This window comes from Halomonas sp. AOP30-A1-24, assembly GCF_052378165.1.
In the GTDB taxonomy this organism is placed as follows: domain Bacteria; phylum Pseudomonadota; class Gammaproteobacteria; order Pseudomonadales; family Halomonadaceae; genus Vreelandella; species Vreelandella citrativorans.
In genome coordinates this window covers 33948-57118 of sequence record NZ_JBQSXL010000003.1, presented here as the reverse complement: position 1 = coordinate 57118, position 23171 = coordinate 33948, and the positions used below count along the sequence as shown (strand labels likewise).

The following is a 23171-nucleotide window of genomic DNA, read 5'->3' as shown; positions in this document are numbered from 1 at the left end:
TAAAATGCTCATTTACAAATTGTAAATTCCGCTTTTTCGTTGATTTTTGCCTTGTCTGACCTGTGCTCATTACGTTAATCAGAGGCTTCCTAAGCGCAACATTGAAAAGATACGGCTCAGAGCAAATAATAACACTATTACGAAACAGGTCTTGCCAAAAGGGGCAAGTTTGTAAGGTCTATATAAGCCCTTGCGTGAATTATAAATGATTGTTTTATATGTGTTGTTAATTGTTTTTAAGCTTCATTGAAGAGGGTCGTTATTAGACTAAAAGACAGTGCTGAGACTCGCTACTTCTCCAGCCAGTGCTTTAAGCTCAATGGCGATGAATGCGCCATTTTTAAATTTCCTCTTTTCATTAACGGTAAGGGCAAAAACATGACACGTACGCTCTATGACCTGTGTGGCCGTGACGAACGACTGCGTTTTTCTCCCTATTGCTGGCGTGTGCGTATGGCGCTTGCTCATAAAGGTCTGGCCTATAACACCATCGCTTGGCGGTTTGAGGACAAGCAGGCGCTGGCGTTCGCCGACTACGATAAAGTCCCGGTGCTGTGCGATGGGGGTCAGGTCATTACCGATAGTTTTAAGATAATGCGCTACCTGGATAAAGCCTATCCCGATGCCCCTGTTTTGGGTGAAGGAGTGGCGTACCAACGCGCGCTGTTTTTTAAATACTATGTCGAGCGCAGCGTAACGCCTGCCCTGTTTCGTAGCGTTGCACTGGATTTATTGGCCGCCATTCACCCTGATGACCGTGATTACTTTCGTAAAACCCGTGAAGCGCGCTTTGGGGCACGCCTGGAAGATGTGCATAACCCCGAGCAGGGCAAGCAGCAGCTTTACCAGGTGCTGGCGCCGGTACGTGATCAGTTACATGGCAGTCCTTTTCTAGATGGCGAAACACCCAGCGGTATCGATTACTTACTGTTTGGAAGCATGATGTGGACACACACCGTCTCGCTTGAGCCGTTGACCGAACCCGATGATCCGGTCACTGAGTGGTTTACGCGTATGTTGGATGCTCATAATGGGGTTGCGCGCCAGGCAATCACGATTCGTGATTTAAATTAAAAATCGAATAACCTGCTGATTTAAAATCATATTGAGAGCTGTAGAGGCATGTGGCGCACGAGAATATAAAAAACCATGTTGCGATGCACAAAAGGCGCTGCTAGGTTTACGTACAGCAGCGGCAAATGCCAACGCATCAGCAGCGCCTCCACGACTAACGGGCGGCGGCCTGCTAGCTAACTCAAGGAGATGTCGTGATGATGAAGACTGCAGAGAATAACACCCAACAGTTCGAGTCTGCCTTTGTATCACCCATGCGTTCTTACACGCATGCAGCGCTTGATTACTATGAAAAGCTGATGGGTGCTCAACTTGATGCTGCCCGCGCGTACTCAGATATGACCATTTCCCAGGCACGCACCTGGCTGGAAGTTAAAGATACCGATGGCTTTAAGAAAGCCATGGAAAGCCAGCAGCGCGTTGCCAGTGACTTCATGGAGCGGGTGAAAGGGGATTCTGAAAAAGTAACCTCTATCAGCCAGAGCTTTATGCAGGACAGCGCCAAAATGGCCGAAGAAAATGCCCAGAAGGCGAGTAATACCACGCAGAAAGCGGCTGATAACGGTCAGAAGTCAGCAGAGTCGGCAAAAAAGTAAATCCCTGTTAAGCCATTTGCATGGCGATGAAAGCGCTGCGATCCTCTGGACGCAGCGCTTTTTTATTGCTCATCATTAGCCAAACGTCATGTAATATCGCCCACTCAAGCAAGGCCAAGCGCGATATCATGACGCGATGCAAAGTAAGGAGGCGATAGGAGAGCCACATGAGTGATGCGCAGGCGACCGCGAAGCGGGTTGCTCCAGAAAAAGAGGGCGATGAACGTCACGATGCTATATATCGTGCGGTAAGTGATGCGATTGTTGAACAGCGCCTAAAGCCCGGTGCCAGGCTGCGTGAAGATGCGCTTGCCGACGTGTTTAGCATTAGCCGTACCGGCATACGCAAGATTTTACAGCGCCTTGCGCTGGAGCAATTGGTAACCCTAACGCCCCGCCGTGGTGCCAGTGTTACCCGGCCCACCGCCGATGAAGCCAAGGATGTTTTCGATGCCCGCCAGCTTGTCGAGTGCGGATTAATGCCCGATGTGGCAAAGCGAATCGGTGAAAAAGAAGCTGCTGAACTGCGCGAGATGGCCCGCGAGGAGCGTCACGCGCTGCGCAGTGGACAACAGAGCACCGCCATTCGCCTGTCAGCAGATTTTCATGTGCGCCTCGCCCAGCTTTCCGGCAATGCCACGCTTGCCGAATTTGTAGAACGCCTCTGCTCGCGCTCATCGCTTATTCTTGCGGTATACGGCCACCGTGGCCACCTGGGCTGCGAATCCCACGACCATGACGACCTGATCGGCTATCTGGAGTCCGGCAACGGCGAGCGCGCCAAAGCCTTTATGAGCCGCCACCTAAAAGCGATTGAAGCCTCGCTCTCCATGGTCGAAGAAGAGGAGAGCGCCCCGGACCTACAGCAGATATTTGGGGACTGAAGTGAGCTTAATCGCTAACGCCGCGAACAGGGCTTACATCAAGCTCCAGAACGCCTCGACCAGCGGGTTTTTCAGGTTCTTCTTCAGGGTAAACAAGCCAATATCGTAGGGTGCTAATTCCGGCGCTACGTCGAGTACTCGAATGCGACCCACCAATGGGCTGTTGTCGAGGACGATTTTAGGCACCACGCCAATACCAAAGCCCAAGCTCACCATGCTGACAATGGCTTCATTACCGGTGACCTGGGCATAAATACGTGGCGAGATGTCTAGCTTGCGAAACCATTCATCTACACGCGCTCTGGAGACGCCGCTTTCCGATAGAATCATGGGCGTGTTCGCCCATTCTGCCGGTGTGAATGGTGTGCCGGTTGGCGCATTCGGCACTTGCTGTTCCAGCGGGGCAATAAACAGCAACGGCGACGTAGCGATGGGCTTAAAGGCCAAGCCTCGCGGTAGATGGGCAGGCTTTGCTGCAATGCTAAGGTCTTCTTTACCATCCAGCACGTGCGCAATGGCGTGTTCCGGGTCACCGGTGCGCAGCTTGATTTCAATGGCCGGGTAGGCGATACGAAAGCGGCGAAGCAGCTCGTGCAAAAAGCTGTAGCTTGCTGTCACCGAGCCATACAAACTGATTTCACCGCTTAATTGGTCAAGATTGTCGGTCAACTCATGACGGATCAAATTCCATTGGCTGCTGGCATCGCGGGCATATTTGAGGAATTTCTGCCCTTCCTGAGTCAACACCACGGTCCGGTTGTCGCGGTTGAACAGCGACACGCCCAGTTCGTCTTCCAAATGGCGGATGTTGCGCGAAAGCGCAGAAATGCTGACGTAGCACTCATCGCTTGCACGGCCGAAATGCAGCGTTTCGGCCAGCGCGAGGAATTGTTTCAAAAGTTTAAAGTTCATAAGCGCCATGATAATAGCGTTTTGTGAAAATAGGGACGTGTTGTTGCAAATATATCAATTTAAGAAATAGTCGTTTTTGGTTAGATTGGATTCACTTACATAGCGCTGGATCCCGTATTGAGCGGCTGTGTCACTTTTTTTCGTGTCGGTGTGTCGTGCATCGATAGCGTGATGATACTTAATCAGGATGTAAACGATGGCTAACTATTTCAATACCTTGCCGCTACGCGAACAGCTGGCTCAGCTTGCAAAATGTCGTTTCATGTACAGCTCAGAATTTGCTGATGGTGTCGACGCGCTGAAAGGCAAGAAAATGGTAGTGATTGGCTGTGGCGCGCAAGGTCTCAACCAGGGGTTGAACCTGCGCGACAGCGGCCTGGACGTTTCCTACGCACTGCGTCCTGAAGCCATTGCGCAAAAGCGTCAGTCCTGGAAGAACGCCTCTGAAAACGGTTTCGTGGTGGGTACTTATGAAGAGCTGATCCCGACGGCGGACGTGGTTCTGAACTTGACCCCGGACAAGCAGCACACCGCAGTGGTGAACGCTGTCATGCCGCTTATGAAAGAAGGCGCTTGCCTGTCTTATTCCCACGGTTTCAACATCGTAGAAGAGGGCATGCAGGTACGTGATGATCTGACCGTCATCATGGTGGCGCCCAAGTGCCCGGGTTCTGAGGTGCGTGCTGAATACGTTCGTGGTTTCGGCGTTCCTACCTTGATCGCTGTGCACGAAGCCAATGATCCCAAAGGCGAAGGGCTTGCGCTGGCGAAAGCCTACGCAGTGGGCACTGGTGGCCACAAAGCGGGCGTGTTGATGTCCTCTTTCATCGCGGAAGTTAAATCCGACCTGATGGGCGAGCAGACGATTCTTTGCGGTATGCTGCAAACCGGTTCTATCCTCTGCTTTGATAAAATGATCGAAGAGGGTATTGAGCCAGGTTATGCCTCCAAACTGATTCAGTACGGCTGGGAAAACATCACCGAGGCGCTTAAGTACGGCGGCGTGACCAACATGCTGGATCGTCTTTCCAACCCGGCCAAGATCAAGGCCTTTGATCTGGCGGAAGAACTGAAAGACATCATGCGTCCGCTGTACAACAAGCACCAGGACGACATCATGAGCGGCCACTTCTCCCGCACGATGATGGAAGACTGGGCAAACGATGATGCTAACCTTCTGAAATGGCGTGCAGACACTGCCGAAACCAACTTCGAGAAAACGCCTGCTGGCGACGTTGAAATTTCCGAGCAGGAGTTCTTCGACAACGGCATCTTGATGGTCGCCATGGTGAAAGCGGGCGTTGAGCTTGCGTTCGAAACCATGACCGCAGCGGGCATTATCGCCGAGTCTGCCTACTACGAGTCGCTACACGAAACGCCGCTCATCGCGAACACCATCGCGCGCAAGAAATTGTACGAAATGAACGCGACGATCTCTGATACCGCAGAGTACGGTTGCTACCTGTACAACCACGCCTGTGTGCCGCTGTTGGCAGACTTCATGAAGGGCATTAAATCCGATGTCATCGGTAAAGGCCTTGATCTGGACGACAACGGTGTCGATAACGCACGTTTGATTGAGGTCAACGATGCGCTTCGCGCTCACCCGGTGGAAGCTGTTGGCGCCGTGCTGCGTGGCCACATGGCGGATATGAAGAAGATCGTTTAACCCACGGGTTAACCGTTAGCTAGTCAATGGAAAGCCGAGATATCCACCACGATATGCTCGGCTTTTTTGTCCCTGGATAAAGACTTTCCGAACCCTGATTTTTTTACCAATGTAAGGAACATGTTCATGGAGCCTTCAACCCGCTTGGCGAGCATTCAGCTAAACAATGCGACGATCAGCTTCGATGATCGGTTCACTCTAAGCGAGATTGACTGGACCATCGAACCTCACCAGCACTGGGTCATCACCGGCGCTAACGGTTCCGGTAAGTCGGCTCTGGCGGCGGCACTGGCTGGCATTGGCAAGATTGAAGCGGGCACTGTTCAAGGGCTTCCCGAGCGCGTCGGGCTGGTCTCTTTTGAAGCGCAGGCCGAGCTTATCGCAGAAGAGCTGAAAAAAGACGATGCCGACATCATGGATGTCGTGTCGCTCGGCACGCCGGTCAGTGAAATGATTTTCGAGCACTGCGAGGATGCCGAACTGGCTTACGAGCTGGTGGAGAAATTCGGGCTGACGAAACTCCTCGACCGCGCCTTTCGCAAACTCTCCACGGGTGAAACCCGCAAAGTCATGTTGATCCGCGCGCTGGCTAACAAGCCTGATCTGCTAATTCTAGATGAGCCGTTCGATGGCTTGGACGTCGACACGCTCGCCATGCTGCAAGCCCATCTTGCCTCTATTATCGAAAGCGTCCCCATGGTGATGGTGCTCAATCGCTTCGACGAAATGCCGGACTTCATCACTCATGTGGCTTACCTGGATAAAGACCGGCCAGACCCGGCGCAAGAGAATAAAAAGCAAGGCAATAGGGCGCGTAGGGAAGGTGGGCGACTGGCGTTCACAGTAGACCGCCAGGATGAGGCCGCCTTCAACGAGCTTTACCAACTGCTGCATTTGAAAACGACTGACTTAAGCGTACCCGAGGCCGACCCTGCCCATCAGCTGCCCGCGCTCGACCCCAACCAGCCGTTAGTAAAGCTTAAGCAAGCGACGATTAAATACGGCGATACTGTAATCGTGGACTCGCTCGACTGGACGATCGAACGCGGGCAACACTGGCAACTGAGTGGTCCTAACGGTAGCGGTAAAACCTGCGTGTTGTCCTTGATCACGGGAGACCACCCGCAATGCTATACCAACGATATTTTCGTGTTTGGTTTCCAGCGCGGTAACGGTGAAAGTATCTGGCAGATCAAGCAGTTCATCGGCTATGTCTCCACGGCCCTGCAATGGGAGTATCGTGTCAGCACTAGCTGCAGGAACGTCATCATTTCGGGCTTTTTTGATAGTATCGGCGTTTACACAAAATCTACCGATAATCAGCAAAAGATTGCCGATCAATGGCTTGATTTACTGGGTATGAAAACGCGTGCCGACCAGCCGTTCAATAAGCTTTCCTACGGCGACCAGCGGTTGCTACTGATTGCCCGTGCCATGGTGAAGCACCCGCCGCTTCTAATACTCGACGAGCCCTGCCTGGGCCTTGATGACATGAACCGCCAGCTCGTTCTCGCGCTCATCGAGAAAATCTGTGAAGGCAAGGAAACCACGGTGCTGTACGTCAATCACCACACGGAAGACAGAATAAAGGAAATAGACAACCATTTAACGCTTGAGAAAAACCACTAGGCGCTGACGTTTTCGTTGCTGCCTCACTCTAAAAAAGCGCCATCGGCACAAAGCTGATGGCGCTTTCAAATTGCCTAAACTGTCAGTTTTAAATTATCAGTTTTTAAATCACCAGTTTTTAAATCACCAGTTCCTGAAACATTCGTTAAAGCTCACTCACCTCAACTTGCCTTCTGCTGGGTAAGGGTGGGTGCTGCCTTAAACTGTCGCATCAAGCCAAAGTAGAACGCGCCTCCTAATCCTGCACCAATGAGCCAGCCGTAGCCGTCCAGGCTTGAAAGGGCAGGGACTAGCACCGTGGAGAGCGAGAACAGCGCTGCGCAGCCAAACGCAAGTAAGGCGCGGCGGTTCCATCCGTTTGTGTAGTAGTACGCGCTGCCAGGGGCTGAGGAGAATAGCTCCTGCATATTGAGGTGTTGGCGCTTAATCAGGTAGTAGTCCACCACAATAATGCCATAGAACGGCGCGACAATAGCGCCAAGGGCATTGACAAAGCCGGGGATGCCAATCTGACTAATCACCGAGATCCACAGCGCTCCCACAAAGAAGGCGATAACGGCGGTTATCAAGCCACCCACCTTAAAGCTGATTTTGCTGGGGAAGAGGTTGGCCAGGTCATAAGCCGGCGGAATAAAGTTGGCGACCAGGTTAATGCCCACGGTAGCGGCAAAAAAGGTGAGGGCGGCGATGATGGTCAGCGGTAATGAATCAACGCGCTCAACAATATCGGCGGGGTTGGTGAGCGCCTCGCCAAACAGTACCAGCGTACCGGCAGTAATAATAAGCGCGATAAACGAGAAAAACGCCACGTTAAGCGGTAACCCAAGCAGGTTGCCCAGCTTCATTTGCCGCTCGGTTTTTACAAAGCGGGTAAAGTCGCCAAAGTTGATCACCACGGCCGCAAAGTAGGCCACCATGGTGCCTACAATGGCAAGAAACGCGCCCACGGCGCCCACGTTTTGCTCACCGCTGCCGCTAAAGATGGTCCCAATGGCGGGCAGCAACTCGTCTCCTGCCTGGAACCAGACAATTCCCATCAGCACGACCATAACCACGTACACCAGCGGGCCTGCCCAGTTCAAAAAGTGCTTAATCCGCTCGATGCCTTGCCAGAAGATCGCGATTTGAAAAAGCCACACGATCACAAATGACACCCATGCGACGCCAGAAAGGCCCAGGAAGGTCGTGCCGCTGCCCGCCCCGATAAAGGCGGTAATCAGCAGGGCGACTGCCGTTGATGCGAAATAGGTCTGCACGCCATACCAAAAGATACCCACAATCGCGCGTAGCATGGCGGGAAGGTTGGCACCGCGCACCCCCATACTAGCGCGCACCATCACTGGGAAGGGGATGCCGTATTTAACGCTTGGTTTGCCCGTTAGGTTCACCAGAAACATGACAATAACACCGGCTAGAATAATCGCTGCCATCACTGCCCAGCCGTTCAAGCCATAGGTGAGGAATAGCGATGCCGCGAGGGTATAGCCAAACAGGCTTTGGATATCGTTGGACCACACGTTAAAGATTTCAAATGCGCCCCAGGTGCGTGCCTGGGGCTTTAAGGGGGCCAGATCTTCATTATAAAGCGAGGGATCGAACTGCTTGATATCAAGATCGCTGTTAGGCGGTTGCTCATGCATGGCAGGCTCTCTCTGCATTAATCGTCAGCACGGCTGCACGTAGGCAGCCGTCGGATTGGGGAGGGTTAGCGTGTAAAACGCTGGCAGGCGGGCCAGTGTTTCATCAGCAGGTAATAGGTAAGGCCGGCGGGAATTAAACTGGCGTACCAGGAGACCGCAGAGAAAAAGAGTGCTGCCAGGATGCCCACCGCGGTTGCAACGAGAGCCGCTTTATTGACGCCTTGATAAGGGCCGGTGGGATCGTAGAGCTTGCTGATATCCAACGTGCGGCGGCGGATGATGTAGTAATCCACCACCAGAATGGCAAAGATGGGGCCCAGAAAGGCCGAGTAGGTTTGGACAAACAGCTGTAAACCGGCGGCCGAGCCCGGTTGAACCAGCTTCCAGGGGAAGGTGGCAAACGCTAACAGGCCGACAATGACGGTCGCGACCGGGAACTTGATCTTGAAGATGTCCATTAGTACATAGGTAGGCGGCACCACGTTGTTCAGTACATTGGTCGTGACCTGGGCAAAGGCGATAAACAGCAGAGTGGTCATTAGTAGCGGCGTGTTATCCACGGCATTGGCAAACACCTGAATGGGGTCTGCGGTGCCCGTAGCTTCCGACACCATATAGCCGATCAGGCCCATAAACAGCGTACAGGGTAGAATCGACATGGCGTAAATGGTGGTAAGCAGGCTCTGGGCCGTGCCTTTTTTATGCTCACGCGAGTAGTCGCTGACGTTAAGCATCATGGTGCTGTAGATGCCTAAAAAGAGCATGGTGGCGCCCCAGAATGGCATGCCCCAAGAGCCTTCCATGGTGAACAGGCTGGCGGATAATTCATCGCCATAGCGCTGCACCGTGGCGTAAAACATGTACATCAGCGAGGCCAAAATAAACGCGCTGCCGATATTTTCCAGCCACTTGATACCTTGAAAGCCCATCACCGAAAGGCCGATTTGCAGGAATTGGAAGGTAATAAAGTAAAACACCAGGTTATCAAAGCCGAACAGGGTTGCTGACACCATGTTGAGTGCGCCTGCGCCAATCCAGCTTTGAAAGCCGTACCACACCACGGCAGGTAACGCGCGAACCAGGCCGGGAATACGCGTACCGGTAAACCCAAATGTGCTGCGCGCCTGCACCATAAACGGAATGCCGTATTTGTAGCCCGCTGCACCGTTAATCGCCAGTGCAATGCCGATGACAAAGCACCCGATGGCGATGGCAAGCGTTGCCTGTAGCAGGTTTAACGTACCGACAACGCTTGAGCCCATGGCAAAGGTGCCGATGGAAACGCACCCACCAAACCAGGCCAGAAAGTAGGAGCCTCGCCCCATAATTCGGGTACCCTGGGGGGCCAGGCTTTCCTCCCCCAGGGCTTTAGTGCGCGCTGTAGAAGCGTCTTCTGACGCAAGAGCAGCATTTGAAATGCTCATGATGTCGTCCTCGCAAGATTATGAGTATTGTTGGTTTCTCAGGTTGTAGCCTGAAAGATGCTTGCGGCATGGCGTACTACTGGACGTTCTGGTTCTTTTACGAATGCACTGATTAACGAATTTCTGACCTTCTGATGAGCGTGCTATTTAAGCGGCAATGGAAGGTTTGATAGGGCGGCAAACTTACCGGTAAAGGGTTTGGGGCGTGGGTAAGCAAGGTCGCCATGTTTGCTGGTATGCAGTCCCAAGCCGACCAGGGATTCTGCAAGCTTCAAGGCTGCGCTTACACCTTCAACGACGGGAATACCCACTTCGTGGCTAATCTGTTGGGTGAGGTTCGCCATACCACCACAGCCCAGCACGATGGCGCCGATATCATCTTCGTCCCTGGCGCGGCAGCACTCCTCGACAATTCGGGTAAACGCCGCATCGGGGTGGTGCTCAAGGTCTAGTACCGGAATTTCAGCGGCTCGAATGCGTCGGCAGTGGTGGCGAAAGCCGTACTGCTCAAGCAGGTGCTCGGCAATAATGCCGGTACGCCCCAGGGTGGTAACAATGGAGAAGCGCGTGCTGATTAGCGTGGCTAAATGGAAGGCTGCCTCAGCAATGCCAATCACCGGGGCACGGGTTACTTCACGCGCGGCAAGCAGACCAGGGTCGCCAAAGCAGGCCACAATATAGGCATCAATACCGCCTTGTTGCTCACCTTTAAGTACTTCTTCGGCCACGCCTACCGCGCTTACCACTTCATCAAAATGGCTCTCAATGGAAACCGGACCTGATTCAGGTTGAGACGCGCTTATGCGGGTCCCCGGAGAAGCGTAAAGCTCAGCAGCCTGCCCAATGGCTTGGGTCATGGATGCCGTCGTATTGGGGTTAATAATATGTATGTGCACAGCACGCGATCCTGTAGGTAAACGATCCGATGTATCTTGTATACAAAAATAGGGGGCTTTATCGCCAAGAGCAAGGCCTTTACTCTCATTAAAAAGGCTAATAGATTCGTCTACACGCTCAGGTTTGGCGCTTTTTAAGTTATAAGAGATACGATGGGTTGATCAGCCATTCCTGGGAATATTGCCGTGGGCTATTAATATGTTTATTTTGTATACAATAATGGTCAATTAATTGAATTTATACGCTTGGTGATAACCGAAGGGCCCGCTGATGACGCTAACCACTGACCTCTGCTATCCGCGTGACTTAAAAGGCTATGGGCGTACACCGCCGCATGCCAACTGGCCAGGCAAGGCCAAAATCGCCGTACAGTTTGTCCTCAACTATGAAGAGGGTGGGGAGAACTGCGTGCTGCACGGAGATAATGGCTCTGAGCAGTTTTTATCCGAGATCATCGGCGCAGCCAGTTACGCTGACCGCCACTTGAGCATGGAGTCGATCTACGAGTACGGCTCTCGGGCAGGCGTGTGGCGTATTCTTCGCGAATTTGAGCGGCGGGGGCTGCCTTTAACGGTATTTGGTGTGGCGATGGCGCTAGAGCGAAACCCTGATGTCGCCCAGGCATTCAAGGAGCTGGGGCATGAGGTCGCGTGTCACGGCTACCGCTGGATTCACTACCAAGAAGTAGCCGAACACATTGAGCGTGAACACCTGCAAAAAGCCGTGGAGATATTTCAGCGCTTATACGGGGAGAAGCCAGCGGGGTGGTACACCGGGCGCGATAGCCCCAACACCCGTAAGCTGATTATGGATGAAGGCGGTTTTCTTTACGATAGTGACTATTACGGCGACGATCTGCCCTTTTGGACGACCGTTACCGACAGCCAGGGGAGTGATCACGCTCATCTGATTGTGCCCTATACGCTGGACACCAACGATATGCGCTTTGCTGCGCCGCAGGGCTTCAATACGGCGGATCACTTCTTTACGTATCTGCGCGATGCCTTTGATGTGCTGTATGAAGAGGGGGAAGAAGCGCCCAAGATGCTCTCTATCGGCATGCACTGCCGCTTGCTGGGACGCCCGGGACGTTTCCGCGCCCTACAGCGCTTTTTAGACTATATAGAGACCCATGATCGCGTATGGGTCGCTCGACGCGTCGATATCGCCCGCCACTGGGCGAAACACCATCCGCCCGTTACCTCATAAAAGGCCATTCAATGAACAATCCGGTTTACTATGCCCCTCAAGGCGGGCATCCACCGCAAACCCAAATAACGGCGGATCGGGCCGTTTTTACTGAAGCCTACGCGCTAATCCCGAAAGGCGTCATGCGCGATATCGTCACCAGTAACCTGCCGTTTTGGCAGGGTACCCGCGCTTGGGTGCTGGCGCGACCGCTCTCCGGCTTCGCCGAGACCTTCTCCCAGTACATCATGGAAGTGCAGCCCGGCGGCGGAAGCGACAAGCCTGAGCCTGAGGAGGATGCCGAAGGTGTGCTGTTCGTGGTCGAGGGCGAGCTGTCGCTGAGTCTGGACGGCGTGCGCCACGCCATGGCCCCGGGCGGCTATGCGTTTATTCCGCCGGGGGTGGAGTGGCGAGTGCGCAATGAATCCCGCGAAGCCGTTCGCTTTCACTGGATTCGCAAGGCCTTCGAGTACGTGGACGGCCTTGATGTACCGGAAGCCTTCGTCACCAACGAGCAGGCGATCACGCCCAGCGAGATGCCCTGCACGGAAGGGCGCTGGTCGACCACCCGTTTTGTCGACCCTAACGATGTGCGCCATGACATGCACGTCACCATCGTCAACTTCCAGCCCGGCGGCGTCATTCCGTTTGATGAAACCCACGTCATGGAGCACGGCCTTTACGTGCTGGAAGGCAAGGCGGTGTATCACCTAAACCAGCAGTGGGTGGAAGTGGAAGCAGGGGATTTCATGTGGTTGCGCGCTTTCTGCCCTCAGGCTTGCTATGCCGGCGGCCCGGGACCGTTTCGCTACCTGCTTTACAAGGACGTCAACCGCCACGCAAAGCTCAAGCTCTTTCGCTGAAGTAAAGGAGAAAGCCATGAGGAGGCCTGCATGCTGACTCTCACCGCCGAGCCGTTGACGCGTGAGGCCTTCGCGCCTTTTGGCGAGGTCATCGACGCGCGCGAGTCACCCTCGTTTGCCATTAACGCCGGGCGTACCCAGCGCCATCACGGCCTGGCGAAGGTGCAAACCCTGGGTGAAAACGCCCACACGCTGATCAATCTGTTTGTGAGTCAGCCCGTTTCCTTACCGCTTGAGTTAACCTTTTTAGAGCGCCATCCACTGGGCAGCCAGGCATTTATGCCGCTGCATCAGGAACGCTTTATTGTGGTGGTCGCACCGCCAGGCGAGACGATTGATCCAAAGACAGTGCGTGCGTTTGTTACCGACGGCCGTCAGGGCGTTAACTACCGAGCAGGCACTTGGCATGCGATACAGTCGGTGCTTGAGCGTGAAGGCGAGTTCTTAGTGGTGGATCGCGGCGGCGAAGGTAATAACTGCGAAGAGTATTCGCTCGAAATTACGGTCGATTTACGCGAATAACTTGTGCACACGCCTTACGGTTGTCATCCTGGTGGTCTTATACTGATAGGCTAATGACAAACCCCGTGATTGTTTAGGAAAACTATGAACGCACAGACACATATCCCGCTTCGCCGTACCAAAATTGTTGCCACCCTGGGGCCCGCCAGTGACCGTGAGGGCGTTTTGGAGGCAATGCTGAAAGCGGGGGTAGATGTCGTACGTTTGAACTTCTCCCACGGCACGCCCGATGATCATCGTCAGCGTCTTTTACGGGTGCGCGAAATTGCTGCCAAGCTGGGGCGCAGTGTGGCAGCACTGGGGGACCTCCAGGGCCCCAAGATTCGCATTGCCCGCTTTAAAGAGGGCATGGTGACCCTGAAAGAGGGGCAGCCGTTTGTGCTGGATATGGCGATGGACAGTGATGCAGGCGACGTTCATCAAGTGGGCTGCGACTACAAAACCCTTGCTCAGGATGTGGGCGCTGGCGACCGCCTGTTGCTGGATGACGGCCGTGTGGTGCTGGACGTTACCCGCGTAGAAGGCCAGCAGGTTCATACCCACGTGGTAGTGGGGGGCAAACTCTCCAATCATAAAGGCATCAACAAACAGGGCGGTGGGCTTTCTGCCCCGGCGCTAACGGATAAAGATAAACAGGATTTAAAAACCGCCGTTGAGATTGGCGTTGATTACCTGGCGATTTCTTTCCCGCGCCATGCCGAAGACATGCTGGAAGCGCGCCGTCTGCTGGGTGAAGAGGGCAAGGAGATTGGCCTAGTGGCCAAGGTTGAGCGTGCCGAGGCTGTGGCCGATGAGGCAACGCTTGACGGCATTATCGAAGCCTCTGAAGCGGTGATGGTGGCCCGAGGCGACCTGGGGGTTGAGATTGGCGACGCCAAACTGGTGGGCGTGCAAAAGCGCATGATCAAACGCGCCCGCTCGCTCAACCGTGCGGTGATTACCGCCACTCAAATGATGGAAAGCATGATCTCGGCGCCGCTGCCTACCCGCGCTGAAGTGTTTGATGTGGCCAATGCCGTGCTGGATAGCAGTGACGCCGTGATGCTTTCAGCGGAAACTGCCGCAGGCGACTATCCGGTGGAAACCGTGGAAGCCATGGCGCGTGTCTGTTTGGGCGCTGAGCGTGAAAAGGTGGCACAAGAGTCGGGCCACCGGATTCATGAAGGCTTTACTCGCCCCGATGAAACCATTGCCCTTTCTGCGATGTACGCCGCCAACCATATGACCGGTGTGGCCGCGATTGCCTGCATGACCGCCTCCGGCTATACCCCCTTGATTGCCTCGCGCATCCGTTCTGGTTTGCCGATTGTCGGCCTTGCCCATAACCCCATCGCCCAACGGCGTATGGCGCTATATCGTGGCGTCGTGTCGCTACCGTTTGATACCTCAGAAATGAGTGCGACCGAGCTTAATCGTCGTGCGCTGGAACTGCTGGTGCAACATAAGCTTGCCGAGCCGGGGGATCATGTCATCCTGACACGGGGTGATCACATGAATGCTCATGGTGGTACCAATACGATGAAAGTCATGACGATTGACCAGCTTACCGATTAAAGGACCTGCCTCCATGAACCCGACTCGTCGTCTTATGCTAAAAGCTGCGTTAGGCTTGCCTTTGGTCGCGTTGCTTCCCGGTACGGTTTGGGGCGCGCTCGCCTGGGCTGAGGGCGCTGACCCAGAGAGCGATTTACTGCCTCTGGCTATTCATAGTGACGGAGGCCCACACCGGCTGGAAGTGGAAGTGGCCAAAAGCGCGGCGCAGCGTCAGCGAGGGTTGATGGAGCGTGAATCGCTGCCTGAAAACCGCGGCATGCTGTTTCGTTTCGAGAGCGAGCAGCCTGCTGGCAACACTTTTTGGATGTACCGCACGCGCATTGTGCTGGATATCGCGTTTATCGATCAGGAGGGGCGTATCGTAGCGATTAACACCATGCCTCCCTGTGAGTCCAGTGTTCCGGCCAATTGTCCCTCCTATCCGGCAGGTGCCGCATTTTGGGCGGCCCTTGAAGTCAATGGCGGCTACTTCGCCGAACGCGGCATTAAAGTGGGCGACTGTATTTCGATTCCGGATCAAGCCGGCTTCTGCAAGCCCATCGATCAGTAGGTCTCTTCAAGGCGCGACGGCGCTTGTATCGCCATAAGAATCGGTAAAAAGGAACCACACCACGCTTAGGGCGTGGTGTGGTTCTGGTTGTTGTTGCCGGCGTGTAGGTTGCGAACCTCAGGGAACCTCCATGCGGGCTTGGCTACCCCTGCCTATTGAGCTATACCTTATTAAGCAACCAACCCTTTGACGGGCCAGGCAGGCTTTCGGGAAGTTTGGTTGCTTATCTCATATCCCCTATGCAAAAGAGGCATAGCAATTAACGGTGACTAAACGTTACGCAGCGTTAGAGTCGTGTTTCAATAGGCGCCGCTCGTATCCTTGAAGCCACGTATTGGCTTCGCTAATTAGCGGTTTTTTCGCTAAAGTAGTTAAGGTCGGCACTTCAGGATGTCGAACTATAACAGTTTGTCTTGAAAACGTTTTGGACGAAAAATCACCCGAGGGAACAGATCATCGGTGGTTCCAAAACGCATAACGCTCACAACATCAAGATAGAGGTGTATCCATGAATCGCCATGTGTTTTCTACCGCCACTTTTTCTGGCGCGTTGATCGCAGCAGCTACGTTTGCTGCCCCCGCTGTTGCTCAAGAGCGCTATATTACAATCGGCACAGGCGGCCAGACCGGTGTTTACTACGTCGTAGGCCAGTCGGTCTGCCGTATGGTTAACCGTGGCAGCGAAGAGCACAGTATTCGCTGTAATGCGCCTTCTACAGGCGGCTCTGTTGCCAACGTGAATGGCATGAAAAGCGGTGAGTTGGATATGGGCGTTGTCCAGTCTGACGTTCAATACCGTGCTTACAACGGCGAAGCCAACTTTGAAGAAGAAGGCCCCTGGGGTGACATGCGTGCGGTATTCACCATGCATGGTGAACCTCTTACCGTTGTCGCGCGTGCGGATGCGGGTATCGACAATATCAGCGACTTCCCGGGTAAGCGCGTTAACATCGGTAACCCAGGCTCTGGCCAGCGCAACACCATGGATGTCGTCATGGAAGCGTTTGGTTGGGACGAAGATACGTTCGCGTTGGCATCTCAGTTGGATGCGGCGGAACAGGCTTCAGCTCTGTCTGATAACAACATCGATGCGATGGTCTATGTGGTAGGCCACCCGAATGGCTCCATCCAGGAAGCCACCACCACGATTGATGCGAACCTGGTATCGGTCACTGGTGATGAAATCGATACGCTGATCGAAGAGTATCCTTACTACACGCGTTCTGTGATCCCCGGTGGTCTGTACCGTGGTAACGACGAAGACGTTGAAACCTTCGGTGTAGCAGCCACTTTCGTTTCATCGACTGACGTGGATGAAGAGGTTATTTACGAAACGGTTAAAGCGGTATTCGATAACTTTGATCGCTTCAAGCGCCTGCACCCGGCGTTCGAAAACCTTAACGAAGAAGACATGATTTCTGACGGTCTAACTGCACCGCTGCACGATGGCGCTGCACGTTACTACCGCGAGCGTGGCTGGATCGAATAAGATCCTAGTGTGACGCTATTAGCCAGGATCAATAGTGATTGCTTTTGAAGTTTAAGCGCGGGCACCTCGGGTGTCCGCGCTTCTTGTTGAAAGCGCTGATTGTCAGCGCTGACCATTAGGCAGGGCAAGCGTATGCGTGATGACAAACAACCCTCTAACGCCACTGAGAGCGACCTGGAGGATATGGTCGCCGCCAGTGACACAGGGGCAAGGAAGCCTCACGGCGTACCCGGTAAGTTGCTGGTAAGTATTGCAGCAGCGTGGTCGCTGTTCCAGCTATGGATTGCATCTCCACTCCCTTATATGATCGGCTTCGGTGTTTTTAGTGCCACTGAAGCACGCTCTATTCACTTGGCGTTTGCGCTGTTTTTGGCCTATATGGCCTATCCTGCGTTAAAGCGCTCACCGCGCGACCGTATTCCGCTACAAGACTGGATGTTTGCAGCGGTAGCGGCCTTTTGCGGTGGGTATCTGTTTCTTTTCTATTCAGAGTTGGCGCAGCGCCCCGGGCGCCCTATCACGCAGGACATCGTGGTGGGCATCGTCGGCATTATCATGCTGCTGGAAGCTACTCGGCGTGCGCTTGGCCCACCCCTGATGGTGGTTGCCGCGATATTTATTGGCTACTCCCTGTTTGGCCCGTACATGCCGGGCATTCTTGCCCACCGAGGCGTCAGCCTGGGAGGGTTGATCAACCACCAGTGGTTGGGTACCCAGGGCGTCTTTGGTATCGCGCTAGGTGTATCTACCAGCTTTGTCTTTCTGTTTGTGTTGTTTGGTGCGTTGCTCGATAAGGCCGGTGCCGGTAACTATTTTATAAAAGTCGCATTCTCGATGTTAGGCCATCTTAAAGGCGGCCCTGCAAAAGCGGCCGTTGTGGCATCAGGCATGACCGGGCTAATTTCCGGCTCCTCGATTGCCAATACGGTAACAACGGGCACCTTCACTATTCCCATGATGAAACGGGTGGGGTTTAGCGCTGAGAAAGCCGGTGCCATTGAAGTCTCCTCATCGGTGAATGGGCAAATCATGCCGCCGGTAATGGGCGCGGCTGCGTTTTTGATGGTTGAGTATGTCGGCATCCCGTACGTGGACGTTATTAAACATGCCTTCCTGCCTGCGATTATTTCCTATATTGCGCTGATTTATATCGTTCACCTGGAAGCCCTTAAAGCCAATATGCAAGGGCTGCCTTCCAATAACCCAGCCCGTCCATTACTCAACAAAATCATAGGATTTTTAACCGGCCTGCTGCTGTTAATGGGGCTGTCGGTGGTGGTCTATTACGGCCTTGGGTGGCTCAAGCCCTTGCTGGGTGAGGCAACGCCGTGGGTCATTTCAATCGGCCTGGCGATTATTTATGTAGGGCTTTTGAAAATCGGGTCTCACTATCCTGAGCTGGAAATGGATGACCCTAACGCCAAGGTTATTAAACTGCCGCAGACACGACCCACCGTAATGGTCGGTTTGCACTATATCTTGCCGGTTGTTGTGCTGGTTTGGTGTTTGATGGTCGAGCGGCTCTCGCCTGGGCTTTCCGCTTTTTGGGCCACGGTGTTCATGATCTTTATTATGGTGACGCAGCGTCCCATTATTGCCGTCTTCCGTGGGCGCAGCAAAATGGCCGCCGATATCAAAGAGGGCTTTTTAGACCTGTGGGACGGCCTGGTGACTGGCGCGCGTAACATGATCGGTATCGGTATCGCGACGGCCACAGCGGGTATCGTGGTGGGTGCGGTGTCGCAAACCGGTGTGGGCCTTGTGCTTGCAGATGTGGTTGAAATCCTGTCAGGCGGTAACCTGATGATGATTTTGTTTTTAACCGCCTTGCTGAGCTTGATTCTAGGCATGGGCTTGCCCACGACCGCTAACTATATTGTGGTTTCGGCCTTGATGGCGCCGGTGATTGTGATGCTGGGTCAGCAAAATGGCCTGATTGTGCCGCTGATCGCTGTCCACCTGTTCGTGTTCTATTTCGGCATTATGGCGGATGTTACGCCGCCCGTGGGGCTGGCCTCTTTTGCGGCTGCTGCTGTGTCCGGAGGGGACCCGATTCGGACAGGCTTCCAGGCGTTCTACTACAGCCTGCGTACGGCAGCGCTTCCGTTTCTGTTTATCTTTAATACGGACCTGCTGCTCATTGATGTTACCCCGATGCAGGGCGTGGTGGTGTTTATTGTGGCCACCGTGGCGATGCTGATTTTCGCCGCAGGCACGCAAGGCTACATGCTGACGCGCAATCGTTGGTATGAGTCGCTGCTGCTGCTATTGGTCGCTTTCACGCTCTTCCGCCCAGGCTTCTGGATGGACAAGATACATGACCCGTATGCGTCAGTGCCGCCTGCCCAGTTTGCTGATGCCCTTGAGCGTGTCGAGGATGGCAGTAACCTGCGGGTACAAATCGCTGGTGAAGATGCTTTTGGCTCGCCAATGACGACCTACGTACTGGTCCCGGTGCCCCGCGGTGATACGGGCCAGGAGCGCCTGGAAAACCTCGGTATGGAGCTGTATGTAGACGGTGATCAAACGCTAGTCGATTTCGTCGCCTTCGGCAGCCAGGCCGCCGACCTGGGGTTTGACTTCGACCAGGAGATTATCGAAGTACTGGCCCCTGTAGACCGCTGGACGAAAGAGTGGATGTGGCTACCGGCGTTGGCAATATTTGGTTTTGTTGTGCTCATGCAGCGTCGCCGGCGTAGTAAAAAGTCTGATCATGATGGCGCGGCAGTGGCCTAGGGAGGTTGTCATGTACCAAAAAATATTACTGCCCGTGGACTTGAATGAAGAGGGTTCCTGGAAGAAAGCGTTGCCCACGGCGGTAACGCTTTGCCAGACCTTCGGTGCGTCGTTGCACATTGTCACTGTGCTGCCAGAACTCAAAATGCCGATGGTAGGGGCTTACTTCCCCAAGAATTTTTCTGCAAAAGCGCATGAAGCCATGAAAGAGGCGCAGCATACGTTTATTCAGGACAATATTCCGCAGGATGTTAAAACCCAAAGCATTATTGTCGATGGCTCCCCCTGGGAGGCCATCATTAAGGTGGGTAAAAAGCTGGACGTGGACCTGATCGTGATGGCTTCTCATACTCGGCATAAGTTTGTCGACTATGTACTGGGCCCGAATGCTGAGCATGTTGTTCATCACTCAAAGGTGTCCGTCATGATCGTTCGCTAGGCGCTTTTTAAAAGGTATCAGGCACTATGAAAACTCCAGCTCATATGAGCTGGAGTTTTTTTATAACCCCACGGTAATGTTTAGTAAAATAGTAGTCTTTAAGTAGCTGTGTAGGTGTATCTAATTGTAATTAATATAGAAAGTCGCTTTTTTTCCTGACCTGGGTAAGCCGATCGCGATACTCTACGGGTGTTTGTATCGAAAGTTGAATAGAAAACTATAGAGCAAAGTTATATGAGGATGTCATCGTGAGAACATTATTACTGGGGTGGGTTCTGCTGGTGCTAGGGTCTCCCTTGGCTGGATTTGCCGATGTGTCCACCCCCTTGGAAGCACCAGATGGTAACGTTTTGCTGGAAGTAAGAGGCAATATTGTAAATGTGAATACCGAAGCGGGTGCCGACTTTGATATTGACATGTTAGAGGGGCTGCCACAGCACGCGTTTGAAACGAGTACGCCCTGGACAAGTGGCGTCAGTCAATATTCAGGCCCGTTGTTACGTGATGTGCTTGAGCACGTAGGTGCCAAGGGTGATGCGATAGAGGTATCGGCCCTTAACGGCTATGTGGCTGACATACCGATCAAGGATTTTTATGATTACGACGTCATTCTGGCACTTAAACGAAATAACCAGCACATCCCTATTCGCGAGTTTGGGCCTCTTTGGGTGCTTTATCCGTTTGATCAGGACGAGACGCTGCTAAGTGAAAAAGTGCGCTTTAGAGCTGTTTGGCAGGTTAGGCGTATAGATGTTCTTTAACCGAGCCAAAGTGCGCTCGCCCCGCCTGCTGCGTTATCCTCGCCGCCTTAAACTGGTGGCCATTATTACCGTGCTGCTGTTTGCATCGGCGCTGGTAGTCGCTGCTCTGGCCTCTTGGCGGCAGGACAACCTCACACAAAGTTTGCGCGAAGATACCTCATGGGTCGCCTATAAACTCGATCGTGATGCAGTACAGCTGCTTAACCACTTGCTTTCAGCATCCCGTGCAGAGATGCCCCCGGTGGTACAAAACGAGCTGAATATGCGTTTTGAACTTTTGTATAGCCGTCTTATGTTGCTTCAAGAAGGGGAAGTCAACTCACTGATTACTGACATTGAAGGGGCGAGGCAGTTGCTAACGCAAATAGGCCAGCAGATGGAACCGCTGGACCTCTTGTTTGCACCTCATGAGGTGCTGGATCAACTGCCCATTGTGTTAATTGAAGCAGAGCTTGAAGCACTCACCCAGCTAACCGAGCGGTTTGTCATCACCATCAATGGTTACCTGGCGGAGTCTGCCACTGAAGAGCGCCGTGTGTTAAGCGCGCTCTATAAATTATTAATGACGCTGCTGGTCGGTATGAGCCTGGCTGTGTTGTTGGTCATTGCGTTCCTGATCCGAGAAATGCGTGAAAGTGCGACAGCCCGGCGTCGACAGGAGCAACTAAGCCAACAATTGGAAGTGACCGCCGAGCAGGCGCAGGCTGCTAATCATGCCAAGTCCGACTTCCTGGCCATGGTCAGTCATGAGATTCGTACCCCGCTTAATGGCGTGATCGGCATGAGCGAGCTGCTCAGTGAGCCAGCAAGCTCGGCCCAGGTAGAAGATTACGCGCGCACGATTCATGAGAGCGCCAACCAGCTGTTGGCCATGATCAACGAGATTCTCGATTTCTCCAAAATCGAAGCAGGCCATTTAACACTTGAAGCGTCACCTACTGAATTAAGGCCCTTGGTTGATAGCGTAGTAGCGCTATTTGAACCGCGTTCGAGGGCCAAAGGGGTGGCGTTAAGCATGCATATCGACCCGCTGGTGCCGCGTTGGGTGATGGCTGATGCGGGTCGTCTGAGACAGATTTTGCTTAACCTTGTGGCGAACGCGACCAAGTTTACCGATCACGGAGCGATCACTGTTCGGGTCTCTTCAACGGTGGAGCACCTGCTACTGGAAGTTAGCGACACCGGGTGCGGGATTAGTGAAGAGCAGCAAACGGCGTTATTTGAACCTTTTCAGCAAGCGGGGGCATCGGTCGCTCGCCGCTACGGGGGGACGGGGCTTGGGCTTGCTATCTGTAAGCGCCTAAGTGAAGCCATGAACGGGCAGTTGGGTGTGCAGAGTAGGCTGGGACAGGGAAGTACATTTTGGTGCAAACTGCCGCTGGTTAAAGCGATGCCCGTCGAGGCAGTGCTTCCTAATGAGCAGACGAGAAACTTTGCGGGTACAGCACTGCTGTTAGTGGAGGATAACGCCATTAATCGCAAAGTCGCGACCGGGCTTTTGTCACGCTTGGGGTGCGAGGTCGTGTGTGCCGAGAATGGGCAGGATGCGCTAGACATGGCGGCGTCCTTGCCGGTGCACTTAATCTTTATGGATATACAGCTGCCTGATATGGACGGTTTGATGGTGACGCGGCACCTGCGTGAGCAAGGAGGCTGGTTGGCGGACGTGCCCATTATTGCCATGACAGCGGGAGGCAATGACCGCCAGCGCTGCCTGGCTGCCGGAATGAACGACTACATTACCAAGCCGCTTTCGCTTCTGGCGCTTGGTGACGTGCTTGCTCTGCATTTATCGCCGTCAGCGCTAGCCCGTAAGACAGCGGTGCCCGCGCAGGAGCAGGGCGATACGTTTGAGCATGATGTTTTTGAACGCGATGTTTTTGAACACAATGTACTGAATGCTGACACGCTCACCATGCTTCAGGAGAGTTTGGGCGATGAGCACTTGATAAACCTGGTTGCTTTGTATCATCAGCAGATCAGCGACTATGTGTCCCAACTGAGCGCATACCTTGCCACGCCGGAAGCGTCTTTTAGCGAACAGGCTCGGCAGCAGATAGCCAGATTGGCACATCAGCTTCGTGGGGAGTCGCTGAGTATGGGCGCAGAGGCGCTGGCGGAGAAGGCCAAAAGCCTTGAAGTGTTAGCTCGTGAGGAGGGAAATACAAAAAGCCAGCTTGATGAATCACTTGGTGTAGTGCGCCACACCGCTGCACGAACCCACAGCGCACTCAAACGTTGGCGGCAGAGGCAGTCTTCTACCAAGGGATAAGGGCTAACCCTAGCATCAAGCTATATCGTCATTGGCAATAATAAACAATACTGTTAGGGCACGTTTAATAAT

The 23171-nt window shown here is 53.6% G+C and carries 19 protein-coding genes; 15 read left to right on the top strand and 4 right to left on the bottom strand.

The features are described from left to right. Positions 1-378: 378 nt before the first annotated feature. The 3 genes from ACT3TJ_RS02480 to ACT3TJ_RS02470 all read left to right on the top strand — a co-directional run bounded on the left by ACT3TJ_RS02480 (position 379) and on the right by ACT3TJ_RS02470 (position 2554). Positions 379-1074, top strand: a complete 696-nt coding sequence (locus tag ACT3TJ_RS02480; protein ID WP_444621524.1) for a glutathione S-transferase family protein — start codon at positions 379-381, stop codon at positions 1072-1074. 197 nt (positions 1075-1271) lie between these two features. Further along, positions 1272-1670, top strand: a complete 399-nt coding sequence (locus ACT3TJ_RS02475) for a phasin family protein (protein ID WP_444621525.1) — start codon at positions 1272-1274, stop codon at positions 1668-1670. A gap of 167 nt (positions 1671-1837) precedes the next feature. Beyond that, positions 1838-2554, top strand: a complete 717-nt coding sequence (locus ACT3TJ_RS02470) for a GntR family transcriptional regulator (protein WP_087111895.1) — start codon at positions 1838-1840, stop codon at positions 2552-2554. Positions 2555-2587: 33 nt separating this feature from the next. Here the strand turns inward: ACT3TJ_RS02470 and ilvY are convergent, their stop codons facing one another. Continuing rightward, positions 2588-3466 (bottom strand): HTH-type transcriptional activator IlvY, encoded by an 879-nt coding sequence (gene ilvY, locus ACT3TJ_RS02465; protein ID WP_172117441.1) that lies wholly within the window; start codon positions 3464-3466, stop codon positions 2588-2590. Positions 3467-3662: 196 nt separating this feature from the next. Here ilvY and ilvC point away from each other — a divergent pair, with 196 nt between their 5' ends. Together ilvC and modF are read left to right on the top strand one after the other, a co-directional pair. Next, positions 3663-5135: a ketol-acid reductoisomerase gene (gene ilvC, locus ACT3TJ_RS02460; protein ID WP_172117442.1), complete on the top strand. Its 1473-nt coding sequence runs from the start codon at positions 3663-3665 to the stop codon at positions 5133-5135. A 126-nt stretch (positions 5136-5261) separates the two neighbouring features. Next, positions 5262-6764, top strand: a complete 1503-nt coding sequence (modF, locus tag ACT3TJ_RS02455) for a molybdate ABC transporter ATP-binding protein ModF (RefSeq protein WP_444621526.1) — start codon at positions 5262-5264, stop codon at positions 6762-6764. Between the two features lie 161 nt (positions 6765-6925). Here the strand turns inward: modF and ACT3TJ_RS02450 are convergent, their stop codons facing one another. The 3 genes from ACT3TJ_RS02450 to ACT3TJ_RS02440 all read right to left on the bottom strand — a co-directional run bounded on the left by ACT3TJ_RS02450 (position 6926) and on the right by ACT3TJ_RS02440 (position 10724). After that, entirely contained in the window at positions 6926-8404 is a 1479-nt protein-coding gene (locus tag ACT3TJ_RS02450; RefSeq protein WP_441677198.1) for an NCS1 family nucleobase:cation symporter-1, read from the bottom strand. A 65-nt stretch (positions 8405-8469) separates the two neighbouring features. Beyond that, the gene (locus ACT3TJ_RS02445; protein ID WP_441677196.1) at positions 8470-9828 is read right to left on the bottom strand and encodes an NCS1 family transporter; all 1359 of its coding nucleotides are present in this window, start codon (positions 9826-9828) and stop codon (positions 8470-8472) included. Between the two features lie 143 nt (positions 9829-9971). Then, on the bottom strand, positions 9972-10724 hold the full coding sequence (locus tag ACT3TJ_RS02440) for an aspartate/glutamate racemase family protein (protein WP_193054403.1): 753 nt from the start codon (positions 10722-10724) through the stop codon (positions 9972-9974). A gap of 271 nt (positions 10725-10995) precedes the next feature. Here ACT3TJ_RS02440 and puuE point away from each other — a divergent pair, with 271 nt between their 5' ends. From puuE to ACT3TJ_RS02390, 10 genes are all read left to right on the top strand, one after another. Beyond that, entirely contained in the window at positions 10996-11934 is a 939-nt protein-coding gene (puuE, locus tag ACT3TJ_RS02435; protein WP_172117446.1) for an allantoinase PuuE, read from the top strand. Positions 11935-11945: 11 nt separating this feature from the next. Continuing rightward, the gene (locus ACT3TJ_RS02430) at positions 11946-12776 is read left to right on the top strand and encodes a bifunctional allantoicase/(S)-ureidoglycine aminohydrolase (RefSeq protein ID WP_444621527.1); all 831 of its coding nucleotides are present in this window, start codon (positions 11946-11948) and stop codon (positions 12774-12776) included. A gap of 30 nt (positions 12777-12806) precedes the next feature. Then, positions 12807-13298, top strand: coding sequence for an ureidoglycolate lyase (locus ACT3TJ_RS02425; protein WP_172117448.1), 492 nt, complete (start codon positions 12807-12809; stop codon positions 13296-13298). Positions 13299-13382: 84 nt separating this feature from the next. Continuing rightward, positions 13383-14852, top strand: coding sequence for a pyruvate kinase (pyk, locus tag ACT3TJ_RS02420; RefSeq protein WP_193057151.1), 1470 nt, complete (start codon positions 13383-13385; stop codon positions 14850-14852). Between the two features lie 13 nt (positions 14853-14865). Further along, positions 14866-15402 carry a DUF192 domain-containing protein gene (locus ACT3TJ_RS02415; RefSeq protein ID WP_172117450.1) on the top strand — a complete coding sequence of 179 codons (537 nt, stop codon included), beginning with the start codon at positions 14866-14868 and terminating at the stop codon, positions 15400-15402. A gap of 508 nt (positions 15403-15910) precedes the next feature. Next, a complete protein-coding gene (locus ACT3TJ_RS02410; protein WP_193054408.1) occupies positions 15911-16891 on the top strand; it encodes a TAXI family TRAP transporter solute-binding subunit in 981 nt (326 codons plus the stop codon). Positions 16892-17023: 132 nt separating this feature from the next. Continuing rightward, positions 17024-19627: a TRAP transporter permease gene (locus ACT3TJ_RS02405; RefSeq protein ID WP_193057152.1), complete on the top strand. Its 2604-nt coding sequence runs from the start codon at positions 17024-17026 to the stop codon at positions 19625-19627. 10 nt (positions 19628-19637) lie between these two features. After that, positions 19638-20066, top strand: a complete 429-nt coding sequence (locus ACT3TJ_RS02400; protein ID WP_087111921.1) for a universal stress protein — start codon at positions 19638-19640, stop codon at positions 20064-20066. A gap of 248 nt (positions 20067-20314) precedes the next feature. Then, positions 20315-20827: a molybdopterin-dependent oxidoreductase gene (locus tag ACT3TJ_RS02395; RefSeq protein ID WP_172117453.1), complete on the top strand. Its 513-nt coding sequence runs from the start codon at positions 20315-20317 to the stop codon at positions 20825-20827. Next, positions 20817-23099: an ATP-binding protein gene (locus ACT3TJ_RS02390; RefSeq protein ID WP_193057153.1), complete on the top strand. Its 2283-nt coding sequence runs from the start codon at positions 20817-20819 to the stop codon at positions 23097-23099. The genes ACT3TJ_RS02395 and ACT3TJ_RS02390 overlap by 11 nt, the downstream gene beginning before the upstream one ends. Positions 23100-23171: the final 72 nt, after the last annotated feature.

What these genes read in the sequence shown, in the direction of transcription:
- ACT3TJ_RS02480 (WP_444621524.1), top strand. Translation starts at nt 379, where the DNA reads ATGACACGTACGCTCTATGACCTGTGTGGCCGTGACGAACGACTGCGT.
- ACT3TJ_RS02475 (WP_444621525.1), top strand. Translation starts at nt 1,272, where the DNA reads ATGATGAAGACTGCAGAGAATAACACCCAACAGTTCGAGTCTGCCTTT.
- ACT3TJ_RS02470 (WP_087111895.1), top strand. Translation starts at nt 1,838, where the DNA reads ATGAGTGATGCGCAGGCGACCGCGAAGCGGGTTGCTCCAGAAAAAGAG.
- ilvY (WP_172117441.1), bottom strand. Translation starts at nt 3,466, where the DNA reads ATGAACTTTAAACTTTTGAAACAATTCCTCGCGCTGGCCGAAACGCTG.
- ilvC (WP_172117442.1), top strand. Translation starts at nt 3,663, where the DNA reads ATGGCTAACTATTTCAATACCTTGCCGCTACGCGAACAGCTGGCTCAG.
- modF (WP_444621526.1), top strand. Translation starts at nt 5,262, where the DNA reads ATGGAGCCTTCAACCCGCTTGGCGAGCATTCAGCTAAACAATGCGACG.
- ACT3TJ_RS02450 (WP_441677198.1), bottom strand. Translation starts at nt 8,404, where the DNA reads ATGCATGAGCAACCGCCTAACAGCGATCTTGATATCAAGCAGTTCGAT.
- ACT3TJ_RS02445 (WP_441677196.1), bottom strand. Translation starts at nt 9,828, where the DNA reads ATGAGCATTTCAAATGCTGCTCTTGCGTCAGAAGACGCTTCTACAGCG.
- puuE (WP_172117446.1), top strand. Translation starts at nt 10,996, where the DNA reads ATGACGCTAACCACTGACCTCTGCTATCCGCGTGACTTAAAAGGCTAT.
- ACT3TJ_RS02430 (WP_444621527.1), top strand. Translation starts at nt 11,946, where the DNA reads ATGAACAATCCGGTTTACTATGCCCCTCAAGGCGGGCATCCACCGCAA.
- ACT3TJ_RS02425 (WP_172117448.1), top strand. Translation starts at nt 12,807, where the DNA reads ATGCTGACTCTCACCGCCGAGCCGTTGACGCGTGAGGCCTTCGCGCCT.
- pyk (WP_193057151.1), top strand. Translation starts at nt 13,383, where the DNA reads ATGAACGCACAGACACATATCCCGCTTCGCCGTACCAAAATTGTTGCC.
- ACT3TJ_RS02415 (WP_172117450.1), top strand. Translation starts at nt 14,866, where the DNA reads ATGAACCCGACTCGTCGTCTTATGCTAAAAGCTGCGTTAGGCTTGCCT.
- ACT3TJ_RS02410 (WP_193054408.1), top strand. Translation starts at nt 15,911, where the DNA reads ATGAATCGCCATGTGTTTTCTACCGCCACTTTTTCTGGCGCGTTGATC.
- ACT3TJ_RS02405 (WP_193057152.1), top strand. Translation starts at nt 17,024, where the DNA reads ATGCGTGATGACAAACAACCCTCTAACGCCACTGAGAGCGACCTGGAG.
- ACT3TJ_RS02400 (WP_087111921.1), top strand. Translation starts at nt 19,638, where the DNA reads ATGTACCAAAAAATATTACTGCCCGTGGACTTGAATGAAGAGGGTTCC.
- ACT3TJ_RS02390 (WP_193057153.1), top strand. Translation starts at nt 20,817, where the DNA reads ATGTTCTTTAACCGAGCCAAAGTGCGCTCGCCCCGCCTGCTGCGTTAT.